We start from the raw sequence: 17,755 nt of genomic DNA on the forward strand, positions 1-17,755 counted from the left end.
GGTAGTTTTATGAAATAAAAAAACAAAGCCCGAAAACCAATTGGTTTTCGGGCTTTGTATATTTTTTGAATTGCTATTAGCAACCACAACCGCTTCCGCAGCCTCCGTCATTACAACTTCCGCTATCACATCCACCTTGTGGTGCATAAACTGCTTGTTTTTCTTCGTCGGTAGCATCTCTTACTTCGATAACTTCACCTTTAAAATACAAGTCATCACCAGCTAATGGGTGATTGAAGTCCATTTTAACAGTTGCATCTGCTACTTCTAATACGATACCGTTCATTCTACGACCTGAACTATCCTGCATTGGAACCACGTTTCCTTCTTTAATCATTTCTGCGTCAAACTCTCCGTTTACTTCAAAAATATTTTTAGGAAGGTCAATAACAGCTTGCTCAGAAGCTTCACCGTATGCTTCTGCAGTTTCTAATTTAAATTCGAATGATTCACCTACTTTTAATCCCATTAGGTTAGATTCGAATTTTTCAAGCATTTGACCAGCTCCACACAAGAATGTTAGTGGAGTTTCAGTAACTGCTTTTTCAATGATTTCACCAGCTGGATCAGTTTTTAATTCGTAAATAACTGATACCATTTTATCTTTTGCAATAGTCATAATATCTTTTTTTAGTATTTTATTCTTTAGACTTTCTTATAAATCCGATACAAAGAAAGTACATTTATTTCTTTATTCAAATAAAATAGGAGTTCTTGGTCTAATATTAACAGATTTTAGTATTTATTTGTAATTGGCTGGGTTCAGAGTGTCGGGACGCCAATTGTAAAGAAATGATTTAACCCGATCGAAATCATAACCTTTATCTTTTTCTAAATTACCTGTGTTTTGAGTATGGATTCTCTCTCCTTTAGCATTTAGCACCAGCATTACAGGAAAACCAAAGCGTTGAGGATAACCAAGATCCATTAAAACGTCTTTGTTTTTATTTTCTTTGCTATAATTTACTTCTAAGAATACATAATTATCATTCAAAAGCTTGTTAATTTCTTCTTGGTTATGAAGATATCGGTGCATTTTAATACACCATGGGCACCAATTTCCCCCAACTTGAATTAAAACATGTTTCCCTTCTTTTTTTGCTTTAGCCACAGCCTCAGTAATATCCCTTTTTGCATCAGCATTTGGATTATAGATCTTTTGAGCCGATAAGCTATTCATAATGAATAAAGTCAGACTTAAAGTCAAAAACAACTTAAATGTTTTCATTTGTTCAGTATTTATACATTCCTCAGATTTAATTAATGTTCGAAATTAGTGATTTATTTCAATGAGAGGGGGGTGAAATTGATTTTTAACAAGGAAATAACAGCCTAACTTTATATCTTGTGTAATTATCGTCTAGATTGTAAGTGTTTTAGGGGTATATGTTATAAAAATATATTCAAATCCTATTCTTGTTACCTAAGAAATCATAGCTTTACGCAAGAAATTAAAAGAATTTAAATTGTATGAGTACGCAAGGGAAAATAGACCTTAGTTTTGATAAAAACCACATTTGGCACCCTTACACCTCGATGAAAGATCCATTACCAGTATATCCGGTGGTCTCAGCAGATGGTGTAAAGTTAAAACTGGAAGATGGTCGTGAACTTATTGACGGAATGTCATCTTGGTGGTGCGCTGTTCATGGATACAATCATCCTGTGTTAAATGAAGCTGTTGAAAAGCAACTACAAAACATGTCTCATGTGATGTTCGGCGGTATAACACACCAGCCGGCAGTTGACCTTGCTAAGTTATTGGTAAAAGTTACTCCCAAATCTTTAGAAAAGGTATTTTATTGTGATTCAGGTTCGGTTGCTGTTGAAGTGGCAATGAAAATGGCAATGCAGTACAGGTTTGCTACAAATAATCTTAAGAAGAATAAATTTCTTACAATACGCTCCGGTTATCATGGCGATACTTTTAATGCCATGTCAGTCTGTGATCCGCATACTGGAATGCATGAAATTTTCACGGGAGTATTACCAATAAATTATTTTGTAGAAGCTCCCTCTTGCAAATTTAATGAGAATTGGGATGAAGAAGCATTTACTCCAATGGATAAAATGATTAGGGAGCATCATGAAGAATTAACAGCTGTTATCCTTGAGCCGATTGTTCAAGGTGCAGGTGGAATGAGATTCTACCATCCTGAATATTTGAAAAAATTGAGACTGATTTGCGATGAATTCGACATTTTATTGATATTGGATGAAATTGCAACAGGATTTGGAAGAACTGGTAAAATGTTTGCCTGCGAATACGCGAATATAGAGCCAGACATTATGACCGTCGGCAAGGCGATTACTGGTGGATACATATCATTTGCAGCAACTTTAACCAATTTAAAAGTAAGCGAAGGAATTTCTTCTGGTGCACCAGGAAATTTTATGCACGGCCCTACTTTTATGGGAAATCCAATGGCTTGTGCAGTAGGAATAGCCAGTATTTCTCTGCTATTAAGTAATAATTGGCAAACTAAAGTAAATAGGATAGAAAGTGTTCTTGAACAGGAATTAAAGGCCGCAAGAAGCTTTAATAATGTTGCTGAAGTACGTATTTTAGGGGCAATTGGCGTTATTGAAATGAATGAACCTGTTGATATGGCCAGTATGCAAAAGAAATTTGTTGAAAATGGAATCTGGGTTCGCCCATTTGGCAAGAATGTATACCTAATGCCTCCGTTTATTATTAGTGACGAAGATTTGATTTTCTTATGTAAAAAGCTTATTTCTATAGTTAAAGATTCTTAATATTGTGATGAGTAGTTTATTGGATAAATACAAAGAGGAATTAAGCAAATTAGAGGATTCGGGAAACTTGAGATCACTAAAAAAAATCTCACATAATGACTTCAAAGTGAACCTCTCCTCCAATGATTATTTAGGAGTAAGTAAGAAAAATATTCCAAGACCTAAGGGAAATTCTTTTGGATCGGGTTCATCACGTTTACTGACGGGGAACTTTCCGGAATATGAACAGTTGGAAGAAGAATTAGAAAGATTGTACACGCGCTCCGCTCTATTTTTCAACTCCGGATATCATGCAAATATCGGAATTTTATCCGCCTTATCCGGAAAAGGAGATTTAATCTTGTCTGATAAGTTAAATCATGCTAGTATTATTGATGGGATTCGCCTATCGAATGCTGAATACATGCGTTTTAAGCACTTGGACTACAATCAGCTAGAAACAATACTGCAAAACAAAAGAAATCAATATGATAAGATATTTATTATAAGTGAATCGATTTTTAGTATGGATGGCGATGAAGCTGATGTTCAAAAACTTATCGAATTAAAGAAAAAGTACAATTGCTTTTTATATCTCGACGAAGCTCATTCGTTAGGAGTAAGAGGTGAAAAGGGATTAGGATTAGCCGAAGAGCTTGATTTTATGCATGAAATAGACCTTTTGGTAGGTACTTTTGGCAAAGCCATGAACTCAATAGGGGCATTTGTAATTTGCGATTCAATCATTAAAAAGTACCTGATTAATCGAATGAGATCCTTAATTTTCACAACTGCCTTGCCTCCTATCGTAATCAGTTGGAATATTATCATGCTGCGCACTATCGTTAAAATGCAAATAGAAAGAGAGCATGTAATGATGTTAGCTAATAAACTGAGAGATAAACTTATAAAATTAGGCTTAAAAACAGATGGTAATTCGAATATTGTTCCGGTAATTATCGGCGATAGTCAAAAATGTGTAAATTTAGCTGAGTATCTGCAAAAGAAAGGATTTTTGGTCTTTCCAATTAGACCACCAGCTGTTCCTGTTGGCACTTCGCGTTTGCGTTTATCGATTTGTGCCGATATGAACTGGGAAGAATTACAAGATGTACCACGATTGATAAAAGAGTATTGCGATGAAAACTAAATGGTTACACAAAACTTCAAAAAAGAAGTGTATTCTTTTTTTTAACGGATGGAGCTGTGATGAAAAGCCATTGCAGAATTTAACTTCAAAGGAATATGATGTTCTTAGTTGTTATGATTTTAGGGATATCTTACTTCCCAAGGAGGTGAATCGTCTTTTTGAAAATTACGATGAGATTTATCTTATAGCTTGGTCTTTAGGTGTTTATGTGTCAAATCTTTTGTTAAAAACTCGAAAAAGTTTATTTGCTGACGCCATAGCGATTAATGGCACCATAAATCCAATTGATAACCTAAAAGGTATACCTCCTGCTGTGTTTCAAGCTACTATAGATGGGTTAAACTTAAAGAGTTTGGAAAAGTTTTGGATGAGAATGTGTGGAGGAAAATCTGCCTTTACTCACTTTAAATCGAATGTTCCAACTAGAGAATTCGATGATCAGTTATTGGAATTGAAAGAGTTACAGAAGCTTATTCAAAACCACTTTGTAGATTGGAACATATACAATAAAGCCTTAATTGGCAAACAGGATTTGATATTTACTGCAGACAATCAAAAACTTTCATGGAAAGAATCTATTGATATTGTAGAGAGAGAATATCCTCATTATTGCTTTGACAAATGGAATTCGTGGGATGATATAATTGAAGATTTAAGTTGTGAGAAATCAGAATATTAACAAAGAAAATGTTCAAAAAAGCTTTGTAAAAAGCATTGAAACTTATCGCAAGCATGCTATTGTACAAGAAGCTATTGCATCGAGATTAATAAATGAGTTATTGAACATTAAAAAGAATAATTTTCAAAAGGTTCTTGAAATTGGATGTGGACCAGCAGTTCTAACCGAGAAGTTTTTTCGCCATTTCAAGGCAACGGAATACTTTGCCAATGACATTGTTGAAGAGTATAAAGATGTACTGCAAAACATAGACAATAGTATTCGATTTTTTGGAGGAGATATTGAGTCAATTGAGCTCCCTAAGAACCTTGATTTGGTCATATCAAGTTCTACTTTTCAATGGTTTACAGACTTGGAGTTGTTTTTGAGTAATATTTATGATGCCCTAAATCCCGAATCTCTGTTGGTATTTAGTTCCTTTGGTCCCGATAACTATCGAGAGATTAGAGATGTAGAAGGAAAAGGATTAAACTATTTATCATTTGGAAAGCATGAAAGGTTACTGTCTGATAAATTTGATATCATATGGAGTGATAGAGAAACAATTAAAAGATACTTTGCTGACCCGGTAGGCGTATTAAAACACATGAAGCAAACTGGAGTAAATGGACTTCCAGGTAAAGTATGGACAAAGAGTGACTTGAAAAGATTTGAAGAGGATTATTCGGACCTATTTGGAACCGAATTAGGCGTTCCTTTAACCTATCAGCCAATTTACTTTATTGCAAAACCTAAAAAATAAATTACATGTCGATATATTTTATTGCTGGCATCGATACAGATGCTGGAAAATCTTTTGCCACAGGACTATTAGCCAGGCACTTACTAAACAAGCAAGTGAATGTTGTAACACAAAAATTTGCACAAACAGGATGTAAAGGAATATCAGAAGACATTCAAACTCATCGCGAAATAATGGGGATTGAATTAATGGATGTTGATAAAGACAAAACCACTTGTCCTTTTGTTTTTGACTATCCTGCATCACCTCATTTGGCTGCTGAAATGCAAAATAAAACAATCAATATTGAGAAAATCAATAATTCAAGTAAACAATTAGATGATGAGTTTGAAGTTGTTCTACTTGAAGGTGTTGGAGGTTTAAATGTTCCTATTACATTAGATTATTCACTACTGGATTTTTTGGAGGAAAAGAAATATCCAACCATTTTGGTTAGCTCTTCCAAATTGGGTAGCATCAATCACACCCTACTTAGCCTGGAAATTTTACAGAAGAGAAATATTCCACTGCATGGGTTAATTTATAATCACTTTCCTGCCAATAGTGAATTTATCTTGAAAGACTCAATAAAAGTTTTCGAACACTATTTGAATAAAATGAATTTTGATTGTCCGATTGTTGAAATTCCGGTAATCGATGATTTTAAAAAATCAGAAGTTGATTTCTCTGCATTTTTCGAATAAAGATATCCTAAAGTTAGAATGTGATAAATTTCACATAAACAGCGAAAATTTTAAAAGGAAAATACGTAAATATTCTGACCAAGAACTAAGGTAGCAAATAAATAATGGATTCTGAGAGACTTTAAAGCTTGTATTAACCTATCAAACTATCGCATATTCAGGCATTTGATAAAAAATTAAACAAGACTCAATCAAGCAAAATCTAGGAGAAAACTAGCTTTTTAATACCAATTTTTGTAAAAAAGTTAATTTTTAAATTTAAACCAGATAAAAAGATCCCATAATGCTTGTAACTTAAATGAAATTTCTATTTTTTTGTAAACCCTTATTTAAAAAGATTCCATATAGATAAAATATTAGGGAATTGAGGGAAAAATCAAAAAACAGCAAATTTGTATGAGATCACATAAAGTTATTGAAATAAGAAATCTTACTCTATCTACTTATATTATAAAAATGGAGAAGAAAGATTTTACTTTTAAAACTGGACAATATATCACCTTAGGATTTTCTGGTAGTATCGACCGAAGAGAATATTCTATTTATAGTTCTGAACAAGATAATTTTTTAGAGGTATTGATTAAAGAGGTGGAAGATGGTTTGGTATCCAAAAAATTAAAGAGGTGTAAACCTGGCGATTACCTTGATGTTGATGGGCCATTTGGTCATTTTTCCTTGAAGGAAGATGAAATATCCAAAAAGAAATTTTTGTTTATTGCTACGGGAACGGGTATCTCTCCCATTCACAGCTTCATAGCAACTCATCCCAATATGGATTACCAACTGTTACATGGAGTACGAATGAAAGAGGAAGCCTATGAAAGAGAATCCTACCAAAACAACAACTATATTCTATGTACTTCCAGAGAAAAATCTGGTGATTTTCATGGAAGAGTTACAGAATATTTGAAAGAAAACCCTGTGCCTTCTGATACAGTATGCTATTTGTGTGGCAATTGCCATATGATTTATGAAGCATACGATATTCTTGAGAAGCAAGGAATTAACTTAGGTCCTATTCATACGGAAGTATATTTTTAAAATGTTGTAAACTAATTTAATGGGTGAACAAATTGTTTGTAAAAAGCAATTGAATTAACTCATTATAATTCTTAATTATTGAAGAATGAAATATCACTTAGTATCATTGGGTTGCCAAATGAATGCTTCCGACGGAGAACGTGTTCGTTCTGTTATTGAAAAAATGGGATACCAGTGGACCGATCGTGAAGAGGAGGCTAATTTAATTGGAATATTGGCTTGTTCGGTACGACAAAAAGCGATTGATAAAGTATATTCCAAAATTCATAAATGGAATATTTGGAAGAACAAGAGAAACCTTGTCACCTTTGTTTCCGGTTGTATATTACCATCTGATTTAGAGAAGTTTTTAAAATTATTCGATATCATATTTCAGATGAAAGATTTGCTAAAATTGCCTGAAATGATTCAGCAATATGGAATTGCTACTCCTGTGGGATTGCAAAATGGCTTTGATTCTCGGAACGAAAACATTTCGGAATTTTGGAATGTGAAACCAAACTACACTTCAATTTTTGAGGCATTTGTGCCAATACAAAATGGTTGCGATAAGTTCTGTTCCTTTTGTGCAGTTCCATATACCAGGGGGCGAGAGGTGTCTCGTCCATCTGATGAAATCATAAATGAGCTTAAAAATTTAGTGGAAAAAGGATTCAAATCCATTACTTTACTAGGACAGAATGTTAATTCTTATGGATTAGATAAAAATGGTAAAGAGATTGATTTCCCGGAACTTTTAAGACGCATTGGTCAGTTAGGAAATCAATTCAAGAAGGAATTTTGGGTTTATTTTACTTCTCCACATCCTCGTGACATGACAGATGAAGTGATTGAGGTAATTGCTGAATATGATTGTCTTGCAAAGCAGATTCACCTTCCTATACAATCGGGTGATGATAAGGTTTTAATTCATATGAACAGAAAACATGGTGTTGAGAAATATCGCCAAATTGTTCAAACCATACGAAGATTAATTCCTCAGGCAACTTTGTTTACTGATATTATTGTTGGATTTACGGGTGAGAATGACGAGCAGTTCGAAAATACACGAAAGGCTATGGATGAATTCCAGTACAATATGGCATATATTGCAATGTACTCTCCTCGCCCTGGAGCTTTAAGCCACAGGTGGTTTGATGACGTAAGTTTAGATATAAAAAAACAACGCCATCATCAGTTGACCGAAGACTTAAAAATTCATTCAAGAGCTTATAATGAAAGCATGGTGGGTAAAACATTCCGGGTTTTGGTTAAAGGAGAAGCAAGACACGATGGATATTTGGCTGCACTAACAGAAGGAAAGATAAATGTTCGATTTTTATCGTCAGACATGGCTTTAATAGGTGAGTTTGTTGACATTAAAATTACATCGGCTGTTGATTTTTCGGTTGAAGGAGAATTGGTTGTTGTAAATGAAAAAGTAGCGTGAAAAAAGTAGCTTTTAAAACATTAGGTTGTAGATTAAATCAGTATGAAACAGATGCCATAGCTTCTCATTTCCAGAATAATGGCTTTAAACTGGTTCCGTTTGATAAGGAAGCGGATGTGTATGTAATTAACTCATGCACCGTTACACATCAAAGTGATCATAAATCCAGAAACTTTATCAATCAGGCAAACCGAAAAAATCCTGATTCTGTTTTGGTCGTAACCGGATGTATGGCAAACAATGCCAAAACTGAATTGGAAGGTCGAGATGAAATCAATTATGTGGTGGAAAATGACCAGAAAAGTTCGGTTTATTCATTGGTTGAAGCACATTATAATGGTGAAATTTTTCATCCATCGAAGATGAATTCTGATCTGTTCGCATATGGTTCAACAGATAAAGGATTTCACACAAGAAGTATGGTTAAAATACAGGATGGTTGTGATAATTTCTGTACGTTTTGTATCATACCATCGGTACGTGGCAGAGCTGTAAGTAGGCCTATTCAGGACATTTTAAACAATGTAAAAAGTGTAGTTGCAAATGGTGCGAAAGAGGTGGTTTTAACTGGTGTAAACATAGGCCGCTACGAATATGAACATTACAGATTCGACGATATTGTGGAGCAAATTCTCGATTTGAATGGAGATTTCCGATTGCGCATTTCATCTATAGAACCCGATGGATTTGGTGATAAATTTCTTGGTCTGTTAAATCATCCTAAGATGACTCCTCACCTTCACCTTTGTTTGCAAAGCGGATCAGATTCTATTCTTTTGCAAATGAGACGAATGTATAACATTAAACGATTTAAGGAAATTGTAAATAAAGTTCGTTCAATTCGTCCTGACTTTAATATCACTACGGATATTATTATTGGATTTCCTAACGAATCGGATCAAGATTTTGAATCTACATGTAATATCATAAAAGAGCTACAATTTGGCCATGTTCATGCTTTTAAATATTCGATAAGAAAAGGAACAAGAGCCGAACGAATGACAGCACAAGTAGATGAAAGAATTAAAACGTTAAGAAGTGAAACCTTAAGAAAGGTTGCTGAAGATGTAAAACTCCAATATAGAAATCAGTTTATTGGTAAAGAACAAATTGTTTTGGTTGAAAAAACTGATGGCGAAAATGCAAAAGGATACGGAGAACACTACTTGCCAGTAGAGTTTAAGGGATACGAACTTAAGAAGAATCATTTCTACAAAGTAAAAATAACTGATATTAATAAGGATATAGATCCTGTATTAATTGGTGAACAAGTAAAATAAAAAAAGACGCATTTTGCGTCTTTTTTTATTAGTTCTAATTGTCTATCTAGTGGAACACCAATATTGGCATATGAGTTTTTATAAATAGTTTTCGAGACATTTGTCCGAAGAATAATCTTTGCAACAAATTGTGCTTTCTAGCCAAAATTGCAATTAGTCCAACATCATGATCATGAATATACTTTTCAATCCCTTCCATCTTTTCATCTTCATGAATTATTCTGCAGCTTACTTCAGAATCTCCTAAAGCTCGCTTTAAATACTTGCGGATAATTTGCATTCGGTGTTCTTCCATTGGATCATCAGTAGATTTATCATCGAAATGAACACAATGAATTTTCATATCGTAAGGCTGTGTAATGTATTTAAGATTGGCAATTGCCCTAAAATCTGCTTTATCAAAATCAGTTGCATACATGATATTGCGGATCTCATCAAAATCAACTTCATCGCCCTGATCGGATAAAATCAACATGGGAACATCTGTTTCTTCAATTACATTGGAAACTACACTTCCTAAAAGGTTTGTAGTACCCGCAGTTTCGCCTCTACTACCCATTATCATTAAATCGGGTTGATACTTGCTACACATGTTTAAAATTTCGGATGATGCAGTCCCTCCACTAAGTGCATAATCTACTTCAATTCCTTCAACCTTCTCCTTCTCTAGTCTATTACGGATATCGTAATACAATTCCTTAATTTTCGCCTTTGCATTCTTCTCTACCTCTGATAATACTTCTACAACCGTGGAGTTGTATGTATAGCTATCGGAAAATGGAACAGTTTCTATGGCTGATGCAAAATAGGTATGAAAAAGTAAAATATCTGCATTAAACTTTTTCGCTATTCCCACTGCAGAATCGCATAGTTTTGGAGAGAAATCTGAAAAATCAACAGGAACCAAAATGCGATTTACATCAATATTCTGATGTGGAAAAGCTGCATCTAAATCTTCCTGTGCGTAACTTAAATCGAGTTCTTCTATAATTTTTAAAGCTCGATTGAGATCTTCTTCTTTTATTCTAACCTTTACTCCACCTCCAATGGCGGATTGAATCAGGTTTAAATTTTTCAAATAGCACTCTACTCCTTCTGATTCCAGACGAGTTTGAAGCAACTGGGCTCTAGAGTAACTATAGGTCGCTAATGTTATCATCCTGTCCTTCATAAGCCTGAGTTTAGTTATACAGTTATACCATTTAAATTTCAAAGTGAGCTTTTAGCGAAACCGTGAAATGCTTAAATTGAAATGCCGATATATAATTAGTTAGGCATTTGGACTTATGCGAACAAATGACATCTGTTAATTAATAATCGGTACTACTAATAAGTTACAAAAAAATAGATGTCTTGCCAAAGAAGCCAAGGAATACAGATTGATTAAAAACAGTGTGTTTTACACTGTTCTGCTAGGATATTACTTTAAATTAATTCTCTAAAGTCCTTTCCTAATAAACTTGTTATCCGTACTTTTGCAATTCGTAGTCGAATAAAGAATTGATATTCTTGAAAAATCAAAAAAGAATAGTTAATTTTGCGGCTCGATAAAAACACTTAATTATTAAGTATTAATTAAATTATTTAAGTTATGTTGAATCATTATGAAACCGTTTTCATTGTAACTCCCGTTTTATCTGAGGCTCAGGTAAAGGAAGCGGTAGAAAAATTCAAGACTCTTATTACCGAAAATGGCGGTAAGATTGAAAATGAAGAGAACTGGGGACTGCGCAAGCTGGCTTATCCAATTCAGAAAAAAAGCACTGGTTTTTACCAATTGCTTCAATTTGAAGCTCCAGGTGAATTCATCGAGAAATTAGAAGTTAACTACAGACGTGACGAAAGAATCATGCGTTTCTTAACTTTCAAGCTTGATAAATACGCTTATGAGTATTCAATTAAAAGAAAAGGAAACCTTAAAGAAACTAAAGAGGAGAAATAAGCTATGGCACAGAATCAATCAGAAATCAGATATCTAACCCCACCTTCAGTAGAAATCAAAAAGAAAAAATACTGTCGTTTCAAGAAAAATAAGATCAAGTACATTGATTACAAAGATCCTGAATTCTTGAAGAAATTCTTAAACGAGCAAGGTAAAATTTTACCTCGTCGTATCACAGGTACTTCTTTAAAATATCAAAGAAAGGTAGCTACTGCTGTTAAACGTGCTCGTCACTTAGCATTACTACCATACGTAACTGACATGATGAAATAATCTTTAAAGAAGGAGGAAACGAAATGGAAGTAATCTTAAAACAAGATATCCATACTTTAGGATATAAGAACGATATCGTAACTGTTAAGAATGGTTACGGAAGAAACTATTTAATTCCTAACGGTCTTGCTATTTTGGCTACAGAGTCGGCTAAGAAAATGCATGCTGAAAACATGAGACAAAGAGCTCATAAAGAGGAAAAAATTAAGAACGAAGCACTAGAAGTTGCTAAGAAATTAGAAGGTGTTACTTTAAGTTTAGGTGCTAAAACTAGTACTACTGGTAAAATCTTCGGTTCTGTTAACAACATCCAAATCGCTGAAGCATTAGTTGAAAAAGGATTTGAAATTGACAGAAAAGTGATTTCTATTAAAGACGCTGTAAAAGAGATCGGTAAATATACCGCTTCAATCAAGCTTCATAAAGAAGTTAAGGTTGAGATCGAATTTGAAGTAGTGTCAGAATAATTCGCTTCAAAACAAAATTAATTTAAGTTTTTAACAGACAGACTTAAAGCTTTTCAAACAAACAGATATAAGCCACACCGATTAACGCTCGGTGTGGTTTTTTTCTTTTCAGAATTTCATCTTTGCGTTCCAAAATTCTGAGTCCAGTAATTCCCAACCCGCCCTAAGCCCATCTCTTTAAAGTTGCCATTCATGATATTGGCGCAATGTCCTTGACTCTTTAACCAAATTTCAATTACCTGTTGCTCACTGGTATAGCCATATGCAATATTTTCTCCAGCGGTGGAGTAATTATACTCTACTTCTTGTAAGCGTGTGCTTAGAGTACTTCCTTTAGGTGATTCATGAGAAAAAAAGTCATTTTCATACATATCGGCACTATGATTGATTGCAGCCTCCTCAAGCTTGACATTCCATAAAACAGCATCAACCGGTGGGTAATAAGTATCACCACAGGTTCTTCCTTCTGCTCTAGCATCATTTACCAAATTCAACAATACTTGAGCATCAATTTTAAGGGGTTGGGATATAATCTCTTCTTCTATGATTACTGTTTCATCGCTACGACACGCACTTAATACCAATAAAATGGTAGCAATACCTACACATAATAAATTTCTCATTCTTGAAAGCTTTAGAATTAATATTGTAGGTTGACATTAAAAAGGTGGTCACCCAAATATAGTTCTTTTTAATAATAATTAAACTACATGTACCTTATTTAGAATTCGATGAGATTCCCATAAATAATAACCTGCAAAGTTTTTTCTCAGTTGAAATTTATGTAAATTTGGTTTTAACACAAGCGTATTTTAAAGCAGAATTGATGAAGCATATTTACTCTACCCTTTTATTCTTGATGATTTCCATTCTTTGTTTTGGGCAAAGAGACTACTCATACATGCCTTCTAAGAGGAATTTTAAAGTTAAATATGTGAATTACGATCATAAAAATCGAAAAGTGTATACCGAGATTTGGCAATTGGCTGGTAAATCAAAAGATGAATCAGGAAAAATAAGATATAATATCGAATCAGAGATTACAACAGTCAAGCAAAACACTTTTTATCAATACTTTCATTTTACCTCCAAAGATTCCAACTTCTATATTGGTGCTGAAAGATACCTGGACCCTATCAAATTGGATTCCTACCAGAAAATGGTTGTTAAAATCGATGCAGATAGAGTTGTTTTACCTATTAAACCAATTCCCGGTAAAATTCTTCCCGAAGCTAGTTGTCAAGCCGACATACTTCGAGGTACAGGCTCTGTTTTAATGTCTATGACTGTTTTGTTGGTAAATCGAAAGGTAGATGGTATTGAAACTATTGAAACGCCTGCAGGCAAATTTAAATGCTATAAGATTTCTTCGGATAAAATATATTTCTCAGGAATATCAAGAAACAAAACAAAGCTTGTAGAGTGGTATGCAATTAACGTAGGTCTTATTAAAATGGAAGAATACCACAAAAAGGGCAAACTAATTTTTTACAAGCAAATTGAAAGTATTGCTGAAGATTTCTTTATTCCATAGTGAAATTATTTGCCATCTAGTGCAGGTAAGACCATACCAAACGTACAGCTTGTCCGTAATAGGAAGAACCAAATAAATTTAAGTGATTCAGTACATGATATAACAGGTAAATATTTTCCCTGTAATCGTAGCCTTGTGGTAAAGGATTGTGTTTGCTATAAGATTGATAGAATTCGTTGGTAAAACCACCAAAGAGCTTTGTCATGGCCAAATCAGCTTCGCGATGGCCGTAATATACCGCAGGATCAATTAAGACCGGATTTGAGCCCAAATCACACAAGTAATTTCCTCCCCATAAATCTCCATGCAATAAACAAGGTTTTTCTTCACTTCCTTCCAGTATCTCTTCTATCCTATTTTCAAGAACCAAAAAACCGTTTTTTAATTCATTTCCAACCAGTTGATTTTGTTCTGCCAATTTATATTGATACAACAATCTTTTGTTATAGTAAAAGTCAATCCAACTTTCAGATTCAGTACCCTTTGGAATATTTAACTGTGGTGTTGAACCTATATAATTGTCTTCTTTAAAACCAAATTTAAAACTGGTATGTCTATGCAAATCTGCCAATTGCTTTCCAAATTTTATAAAGAAGTTTTGATCCTTATGTCCTGGCTCAATGAACTCCATCAGTAATAATTCTTCTTCAACACAATAAACATCAGGTGTTCTGATGCAAGCAGTTTTTTGAATCTCTTTAAGGCCACTAGCTTCCTTAAAAAAAACATCAGAATGTTCAGAACCTGTTTTAAGTAAACAGGTTCTGCCATCCTCAAATTTAATTAAATTGGTTTGAGCAATAGAACCGCCGGATACAGATTTTTGTTTCTGTATTTTGCATCCTGCCCAGTTTTCGATTTTCTCAATAATTTGAGATTTTATCATTTATCGATTTGTTTTAGTAATCCATCACATGCATCTTCTAAAATATCCAGAACCAATTCAAAGCCATCGGCTCCACCATAATAGGGATCAGGGACCGAATCGAAATGTTTGTATTGGCTACAATAATCAGTCATTAATTTGATTTTACACAAATCTTCAGAACTTCTTACCATTCCCTTAAGATCGGATACATTTTGAGAATCCATACCTAAAATGAGATCAAAATCATCAAAATCATTCTTTGGATTGAACTGTCTGGCAATGCTTGTTAGGTCATAATCTCTTCGAGCTGCATGAGTTCTCATCCTACTGTCCGCCCTCTCTCCAACATGCCATCCACCTGTTCCGGCAGAATCACATTCGAATTCATCATCCATCAGATTTACTTTTAAATATCCATTCATAACTGCCTCGGCACTGGGCGATCGGCATATATTTCCCAAGCACACAAAAAGTAATTTTTTCTTCATTAAAATGATTTTAATTGGTTAAGAAATCAAAGATATTTCCTAATTGACTAGTTGTTCCTTTATATAATTCTGTATAAGAACACCTGGAACATGTAATAGTAGTAAATTTTTTATTTTGAACATCGAAAATCTTAGCAAACCTACCTCCTGTTGCTCTAAATTCATCCGTTTCAAACTTATTGTTCCCACATTTAGGGCAAATGTATTTTGATGTATTCATTTTCAGTTCGTTTATGATACTTATATTAAAAGTAATAAAAATCTCATTAAAGCTATTTTTTTAAATGGCTAAAATTAAATAACATTTTTTTAACAGAAATATTCGGACTTAAGAGTCTTGTTTAATTTATTTTTTTTAAGTTTGCTTTTAGAAACTTCAAAATGAAAAGGAATATAAAACATATCAAAGTCAAGCAATCAAATCGAAAACCTTCGATTGCATTTGGTATGGCATCAATTCAACAATCCTTTTCAAATTATTCCCAAATATTCGAATACAATAACAATCAAGTCTGTTGTTGTTGCTGTTGTTGCTAGTAGATAATTAATCTTACTAACAATCCCCTCATAGGTATACTTGAATGTTTACCTGAATAATTTCGTATCAACACATTAAAAATCATAAAACAATGAGTTATTTAAGTAAAGTAATGGATGAATTGCAAGCTTCCAGAAACAACAATGAGATTGACATGCCTGCAAGAGATCTTGCACACCGATTTGTTGAAGAGGCCATGAATACCCTATTTCCTATTAGTGCCAGGAGAAGTAAGAGTTGTTGTGCCGAAGAATCTTTACTTTATCAAATGGAATCAACTTTAAAGCTATTACTACTGCCCGTAAACTTTAAATTGAATAAATCTGTGGAGCAAATTACGCACGATTTTATGATAGAAATTCCATCAGTCTACCGAGCACTGTTGAAAGACGCTGAAGCTATACAGAAATTTGACCCTGCTGCGGATACTATTGGAGAGGTGATAATTGCTTATCCAGGTTTTTTTGCCATAATGGTATATCGTTTAAGTCATGTCCTGTACCGCTTGGGAGTTCCAACTGTACCAAGGCTTATGAGTGAGTATGCACATACAAAAACAGGTATTGATATTCACCCGGGAGCAACCATTGGAGAATCCTTTTTTATCGATCATGGAACTGGTGTGGTAATTGGCGAAACTGCAATTATAAAGAATAATGTAAAAATATATCAGGGAGTGACTTTAGGTGCATTGCAGGTTAAAAAAAGCCTGGCCAAAAAGAAAAGGCATCCTACTGTAGAGGACAATGTAATTATCTATTCCAGCGCTACCATATTAGGTGGTGACACTGTAATTGGAAGAAACAGTATTATTGGAGGTAATGTGTGGCTAACTTCAAGTGTAGAATCAAATAGTATTGTTTACCACAAACATGAAACCAAGGTCAGAACAAACCTTGATGAAAGTAAGATTATCAATTTTCAAATTTAAATATCAAACAAATGAAAATCAACAATATTTTAGAAGGAATTGGAAATACTCCGGTAGTGAAACTTAATAAAATCTTTGACGGAGCTAATGTATGGATGAAGCTGGAAAGATCGAACCCTGGAGGAAGCATTAAAGACAGAATTGCGTTATCCATGGTAGAAGCCGCAGAAAAAGATGGTACCTTAAAAGAAGGATCAGTAATCATTGAACCAACTTCTGGAAATACAGGAGTTGGATTGGCCATGGTAGCTGCCGTTAAAGGATATAAGTTAATATTGGTAATGCCGGAATCAATGTCGGTTGAAAGGCGAAGTTTAATGGCTGCATATGGCGCCGAATTTGTACTTACTCCAAGAGAATTGGGAATGAAAGGTGCGATTGAAAAGGCGGAGGAATTAATTGCGAGTAATCCTAATTCATGGATGCCTTCACAATTTGACAATGAAGCCAATGTTGATATACACAGAACTACAACTGCAAAAGAAATTATAGCAGATTTCCCTGATGGATTGGATTACCTAATAACAGGTGTTGGAACGGGAGGTCATATTAGTGGAGTTGCTGAAATTTTGAAGGAAAAATTTCCAAATTTAAAGGTACTTGCCGTAGAACCTGAAGCGTCTCCGGTAATTAGTGGAGGTCAGCCAGGGCCACACCCTTTGCAGGGTATTGGTGCAGGCTTTATACCTAAAAACTTAAATACGGAAATACTTGACGGAGCAATTCAGGTAAGCAAAGACGATGCCTTTGCCAAAGTAAAAGAACTTGCAGTTAAGGAAGGTGTACTTGCAGGTATTTCAACTGGTGCATCACTTGCTGCTGTTAGCAAACAATTAAATTCAGTAGAAGCTGGTGCGACAGTTCTTACCTTTAACTATGATACAGGCGAAAGATATCTTTCGATAGAAGAGCTATTTTAAAAACATAAAGAGGGTGTCAAGTTAAAATTTGACACCCTCTTATATTATTTTCTG

General features: G+C 34.2%; 21 protein-coding genes. 14 read left to right on the top strand and 7 right to left on the bottom strand.

Annotation, left to right across the window (positions count from 1 at the left end; genetic code table 11):
* Window positions 1-76 precede the first annotated feature (76 nt).
* Window positions 77-619: an FKBP-type peptidyl-prolyl cis-trans isomerase gene (locus BXY64_RS17325; RefSeq protein ID WP_120241241.1), complete on the bottom strand. Its 543-nt coding sequence runs from the start codon at window positions 617-619 to the stop codon at window positions 77-79.
* Window positions 620-742: 123 nt separating this feature from the next.
* The gene (locus BXY64_RS17330; RefSeq protein ID WP_120241242.1) at window positions 743-1,228 is read right to left on the bottom strand and encodes a thioredoxin family protein; all 486 of its coding nucleotides are present in this window, start codon (window positions 1,226-1,228) and stop codon (window positions 743-745) included.
* Between the two features lie 242 nt (window positions 1,229-1,470).
* On the opposite strand from BXY64_RS17330, the gene bioA reads away from it, so the two are divergent.
* The 8 genes from bioA to mtaB all read left to right on the top strand — a co-directional run bounded on the left by bioA (window position 1,471) and on the right by mtaB (window position 9,740).
* Window positions 1,471-2,757 (top strand): adenosylmethionine--8-amino-7-oxononanoate transaminase, encoded by a 1,287-nt coding sequence (gene bioA, locus BXY64_RS17335; RefSeq protein ID WP_120241243.1) that lies wholly within the window; start codon window positions 1,471-1,473, stop codon window positions 2,755-2,757.
* Window positions 2,758-2,764: 7 nt separating this feature from the next.
* Entirely contained in the window at window positions 2,765-3,886 is a 1,122-nt protein-coding gene (locus BXY64_RS17340) for an aminotransferase class I/II-fold pyridoxal phosphate-dependent enzyme (RefSeq protein ID WP_120241244.1), read from the top strand.
* Complete coding sequence (locus BXY64_RS17345) at window positions 3,876-4,565, top strand: pimeloyl-ACP methyl esterase BioG family protein (RefSeq protein WP_120241245.1); 690 nt, start codon at window positions 3,876-3,878, stop codon at window positions 4,563-4,565. Before BXY64_RS17340 ends, BXY64_RS17345 begins: the two co-directional genes overlap by 11 nt.
* Window positions 4,546-5,307: a malonyl-ACP O-methyltransferase BioC gene (bioC, locus tag BXY64_RS17350; protein ID WP_120241246.1), complete on the top strand. Its 762-nt coding sequence runs from the start codon at window positions 4,546-4,548 to the stop codon at window positions 5,305-5,307. The genes BXY64_RS17345 and bioC overlap by 20 nt, the downstream gene beginning before the upstream one ends.
* Before the next feature lie 5 nt (window positions 5,308-5,312).
* On the top strand, window positions 5,313-5,990 hold the full coding sequence (bioD, locus tag BXY64_RS17355) for a dethiobiotin synthase (protein ID WP_120241247.1): 678 nt from the start codon (window positions 5,313-5,315) through the stop codon (window positions 5,988-5,990).
* 396 nt (window positions 5,991-6,386) lie between these two features.
* Window positions 6,387-7,031: a ferredoxin--NADP reductase gene (locus BXY64_RS17360; RefSeq protein ID WP_120241248.1), complete on the top strand. Its 645-nt coding sequence runs from the start codon at window positions 6,387-6,389 to the stop codon at window positions 7,029-7,031.
* Between the two features lie 85 nt (window positions 7,032-7,116).
* A complete protein-coding gene (miaB, locus tag BXY64_RS17365) occupies window positions 7,117-8,460 on the top strand; it encodes a tRNA (N6-isopentenyl adenosine(37)-C2)-methylthiotransferase MiaB (protein WP_120241249.1) in 1,344 nt (447 codons plus the stop codon).
* Window positions 8,457-9,740, top strand: coding sequence for a tRNA (N(6)-L-threonylcarbamoyladenosine(37)-C(2))-methylthiotransferase MtaB (mtaB, locus tag BXY64_RS17370; protein WP_120241250.1), 1,284 nt, complete (start codon window positions 8,457-8,459; stop codon window positions 9,738-9,740). Before miaB ends, mtaB begins: the two co-directional genes overlap by 4 nt.
* Window positions 9,741-9,786: 46 nt before the next feature.
* Here the strand turns inward: mtaB and BXY64_RS17375 are convergent, their stop codons facing one another.
* Entirely contained in the window at window positions 9,787-10,911 is a 1,125-nt protein-coding gene (locus BXY64_RS17375) for a universal stress protein (RefSeq protein ID WP_120241251.1), read from the bottom strand.
* A 420-nt stretch (window positions 10,912-11,331) separates the two neighbouring features.
* Between BXY64_RS17375 and rpsF the strand changes: the two genes are divergently transcribed.
* The 3 genes from rpsF to rplI are packed head-to-tail and all read left to right on the top strand — an operon-like array spanning window position 11,332 to window position 12,422.
* Window positions 11,332-11,682, top strand: coding sequence for a 30S ribosomal protein S6 (gene rpsF, locus BXY64_RS17380; protein WP_110359545.1), 351 nt, complete (start codon window positions 11,332-11,334; stop codon window positions 11,680-11,682).
* 3 nt (window positions 11,683-11,685) lie between these two features.
* Window positions 11,686-11,955: a 30S ribosomal protein S18 gene (gene rpsR / locus BXY64_RS17385; RefSeq protein WP_054721204.1), complete on the top strand. Its 270-nt coding sequence runs from the start codon at window positions 11,686-11,688 to the stop codon at window positions 11,953-11,955.
* A gap of 23 nt (window positions 11,956-11,978) precedes the next feature.
* Entirely contained in the window at window positions 11,979-12,422 is a 444-nt protein-coding gene (gene rplI, locus BXY64_RS17390; RefSeq protein ID WP_110359544.1) for a 50S ribosomal protein L9, read from the top strand.
* A gap of 116 nt (window positions 12,423-12,538) precedes the next feature.
* Here the strand turns inward: rplI and BXY64_RS17395 are convergent, their stop codons facing one another.
* The gene (locus BXY64_RS17395; protein WP_120241252.1) at window positions 12,539-13,045 is read right to left on the bottom strand and encodes a CAP domain-containing protein; all 507 of its coding nucleotides are present in this window, start codon (window positions 13,043-13,045) and stop codon (window positions 12,539-12,541) included.
* Between the two features lie 203 nt (window positions 13,046-13,248).
* Here BXY64_RS17395 and BXY64_RS17400 point away from each other — a divergent pair, with 203 nt between their 5' ends.
* Window positions 13,249-13,956 carry a TapB family protein gene (locus tag BXY64_RS17400; protein ID WP_147376027.1) on the top strand — a complete coding sequence of 236 codons (708 nt, stop codon included), beginning with the start codon at window positions 13,249-13,251 and terminating at the stop codon, window positions 13,954-13,956.
* Window positions 13,957-13,972: 16 nt separating this feature from the next.
* Here the strand turns inward: BXY64_RS17400 and BXY64_RS17405 are convergent, their stop codons facing one another.
* The 3 genes from BXY64_RS17405 to BXY64_RS21740 are packed head-to-tail and all read right to left on the bottom strand — an operon-like array spanning window position 13,973 to window position 15,532.
* On the bottom strand, window positions 13,973-14,842 hold the full coding sequence (locus tag BXY64_RS17405; protein ID WP_120241254.1) for a fructosamine kinase family protein: 870 nt from the start codon (window positions 14,840-14,842) through the stop codon (window positions 13,973-13,975).
* Entirely contained in the window at window positions 14,839-15,312 is a 474-nt protein-coding gene (locus tag BXY64_RS17410) for a low molecular weight protein-tyrosine-phosphatase (protein ID WP_120241255.1), read from the bottom strand. Before BXY64_RS17410 ends, BXY64_RS17405 begins: the two co-directional genes overlap by 4 nt.
* Before the next feature lie 10 nt (window positions 15,313-15,322).
* Window positions 15,323-15,532 (bottom strand): zinc ribbon domain-containing protein, encoded by a 210-nt coding sequence (locus BXY64_RS21740; protein ID WP_120241256.1) that lies wholly within the window; start codon window positions 15,530-15,532, stop codon window positions 15,323-15,325.
* Between the two features lie 409 nt (window positions 15,533-15,941).
* Here BXY64_RS21740 and epsC point away from each other — a divergent pair, with 409 nt between their 5' ends.
* On the top strand, window positions 15,942-16,781 hold the full coding sequence (epsC, locus tag BXY64_RS17420; RefSeq protein ID WP_120241257.1) for a serine O-acetyltransferase EpsC: 840 nt from the start codon (window positions 15,942-15,944) through the stop codon (window positions 16,779-16,781).
* 11 nt (window positions 16,782-16,792) lie between these two features.
* On the top strand, window positions 16,793-17,701 hold the full coding sequence (gene cysK / locus BXY64_RS17425; protein ID WP_120241258.1) for a cysteine synthase A: 909 nt from the start codon (window positions 16,793-16,795) through the stop codon (window positions 17,699-17,701).
* Window positions 17,702-17,755: the final 54 nt, after the last annotated feature.

It is taken from the genome of Marinifilum flexuosum, assembly GCF_003610555.1.
GTDB lineage: Bacteria > Bacteroidota > Bacteroidia > Bacteroidales > Marinifilaceae > Marinifilum > Marinifilum flexuosum.

What these genes read in the sequence shown, in the direction of transcription:
- BXY64_RS17325 (WP_120241241.1), bottom strand. Translation starts at nt 619, where the DNA reads ATGACTATTGCAAAAGATAAAATGGTATCAGTTATTTACGAATTAAAA.
- BXY64_RS17330 (WP_120241242.1), bottom strand. Translation starts at nt 1,228, where the DNA reads ATGAAAACATTTAAGTTGTTTTTGACTTTAAGTCTGACTTTATTCATT.
- bioA (WP_120241243.1), top strand. Translation starts at nt 1,471, where the DNA reads ATGAGTACGCAAGGGAAAATAGACCTTAGTTTTGATAAAAACCACATT.
- BXY64_RS17340 (WP_120241244.1), top strand. Translation starts at nt 2,765, where the DNA reads ATGAGTAGTTTATTGGATAAATACAAAGAGGAATTAAGCAAATTAGAG.
- BXY64_RS17345 (WP_120241245.1), top strand. Translation starts at nt 3,876, where the DNA reads ATGAAAACTAAATGGTTACACAAAACTTCAAAAAAGAAGTGTATTCTT.
- bioD (WP_120241247.1), top strand. Translation starts at nt 5,313, where the DNA reads ATGTCGATATATTTTATTGCTGGCATCGATACAGATGCTGGAAAATCT.
- BXY64_RS17360 (WP_120241248.1), top strand. Translation starts at nt 6,387, where the DNA reads ATGAGATCACATAAAGTTATTGAAATAAGAAATCTTACTCTATCTACT.
- miaB (WP_120241249.1), top strand. Translation starts at nt 7,117, where the DNA reads ATGAAATATCACTTAGTATCATTGGGTTGCCAAATGAATGCTTCCGAC.
- BXY64_RS17375 (WP_120241251.1), bottom strand. Translation starts at nt 10,911, where the DNA reads ATGAAGGACAGGATGATAACATTAGCGACCTATAGTTACTCTAGAGCC.
- rpsF (WP_110359545.1), top strand. Translation starts at nt 11,332, where the DNA reads ATGTTGAATCATTATGAAACCGTTTTCATTGTAACTCCCGTTTTATCT.
- rpsR (WP_054721204.1), top strand. Translation starts at nt 11,686, where the DNA reads ATGGCACAGAATCAATCAGAAATCAGATATCTAACCCCACCTTCAGTA.
- rplI (WP_110359544.1), top strand. Translation starts at nt 11,979, where the DNA reads ATGGAAGTAATCTTAAAACAAGATATCCATACTTTAGGATATAAGAAC.
- BXY64_RS17395 (WP_120241252.1), bottom strand. Translation starts at nt 13,045, where the DNA reads ATGAGAAATTTATTATGTGTAGGTATTGCTACCATTTTATTGGTATTA.
- BXY64_RS17400 (WP_147376027.1), top strand. Translation starts at nt 13,249, where the DNA reads ATGAAGCATATTTACTCTACCCTTTTATTCTTGATGATTTCCATTCTT.
- BXY64_RS17405 (WP_120241254.1), bottom strand. Translation starts at nt 14,842, where the DNA reads ATGATAAAATCTCAAATTATTGAGAAAATCGAAAACTGGGCAGGATGC.
- BXY64_RS17410 (WP_120241255.1), bottom strand. Translation starts at nt 15,312, where the DNA reads ATGAAGAAAAAATTACTTTTTGTGTGCTTGGGAAATATATGCCGATCG.
- BXY64_RS21740 (WP_120241256.1), bottom strand. Translation starts at nt 15,532, where the DNA reads ATGAATACATCAAAATACATTTGCCCTAAATGTGGGAACAATAAGTTT.
- epsC (WP_120241257.1), top strand. Translation starts at nt 15,942, where the DNA reads ATGAGTTATTTAAGTAAAGTAATGGATGAATTGCAAGCTTCCAGAAAC.
- cysK (WP_120241258.1), top strand. Translation starts at nt 16,793, where the DNA reads ATGAAAATCAACAATATTTTAGAAGGAATTGGAAATACTCCGGTAGTG.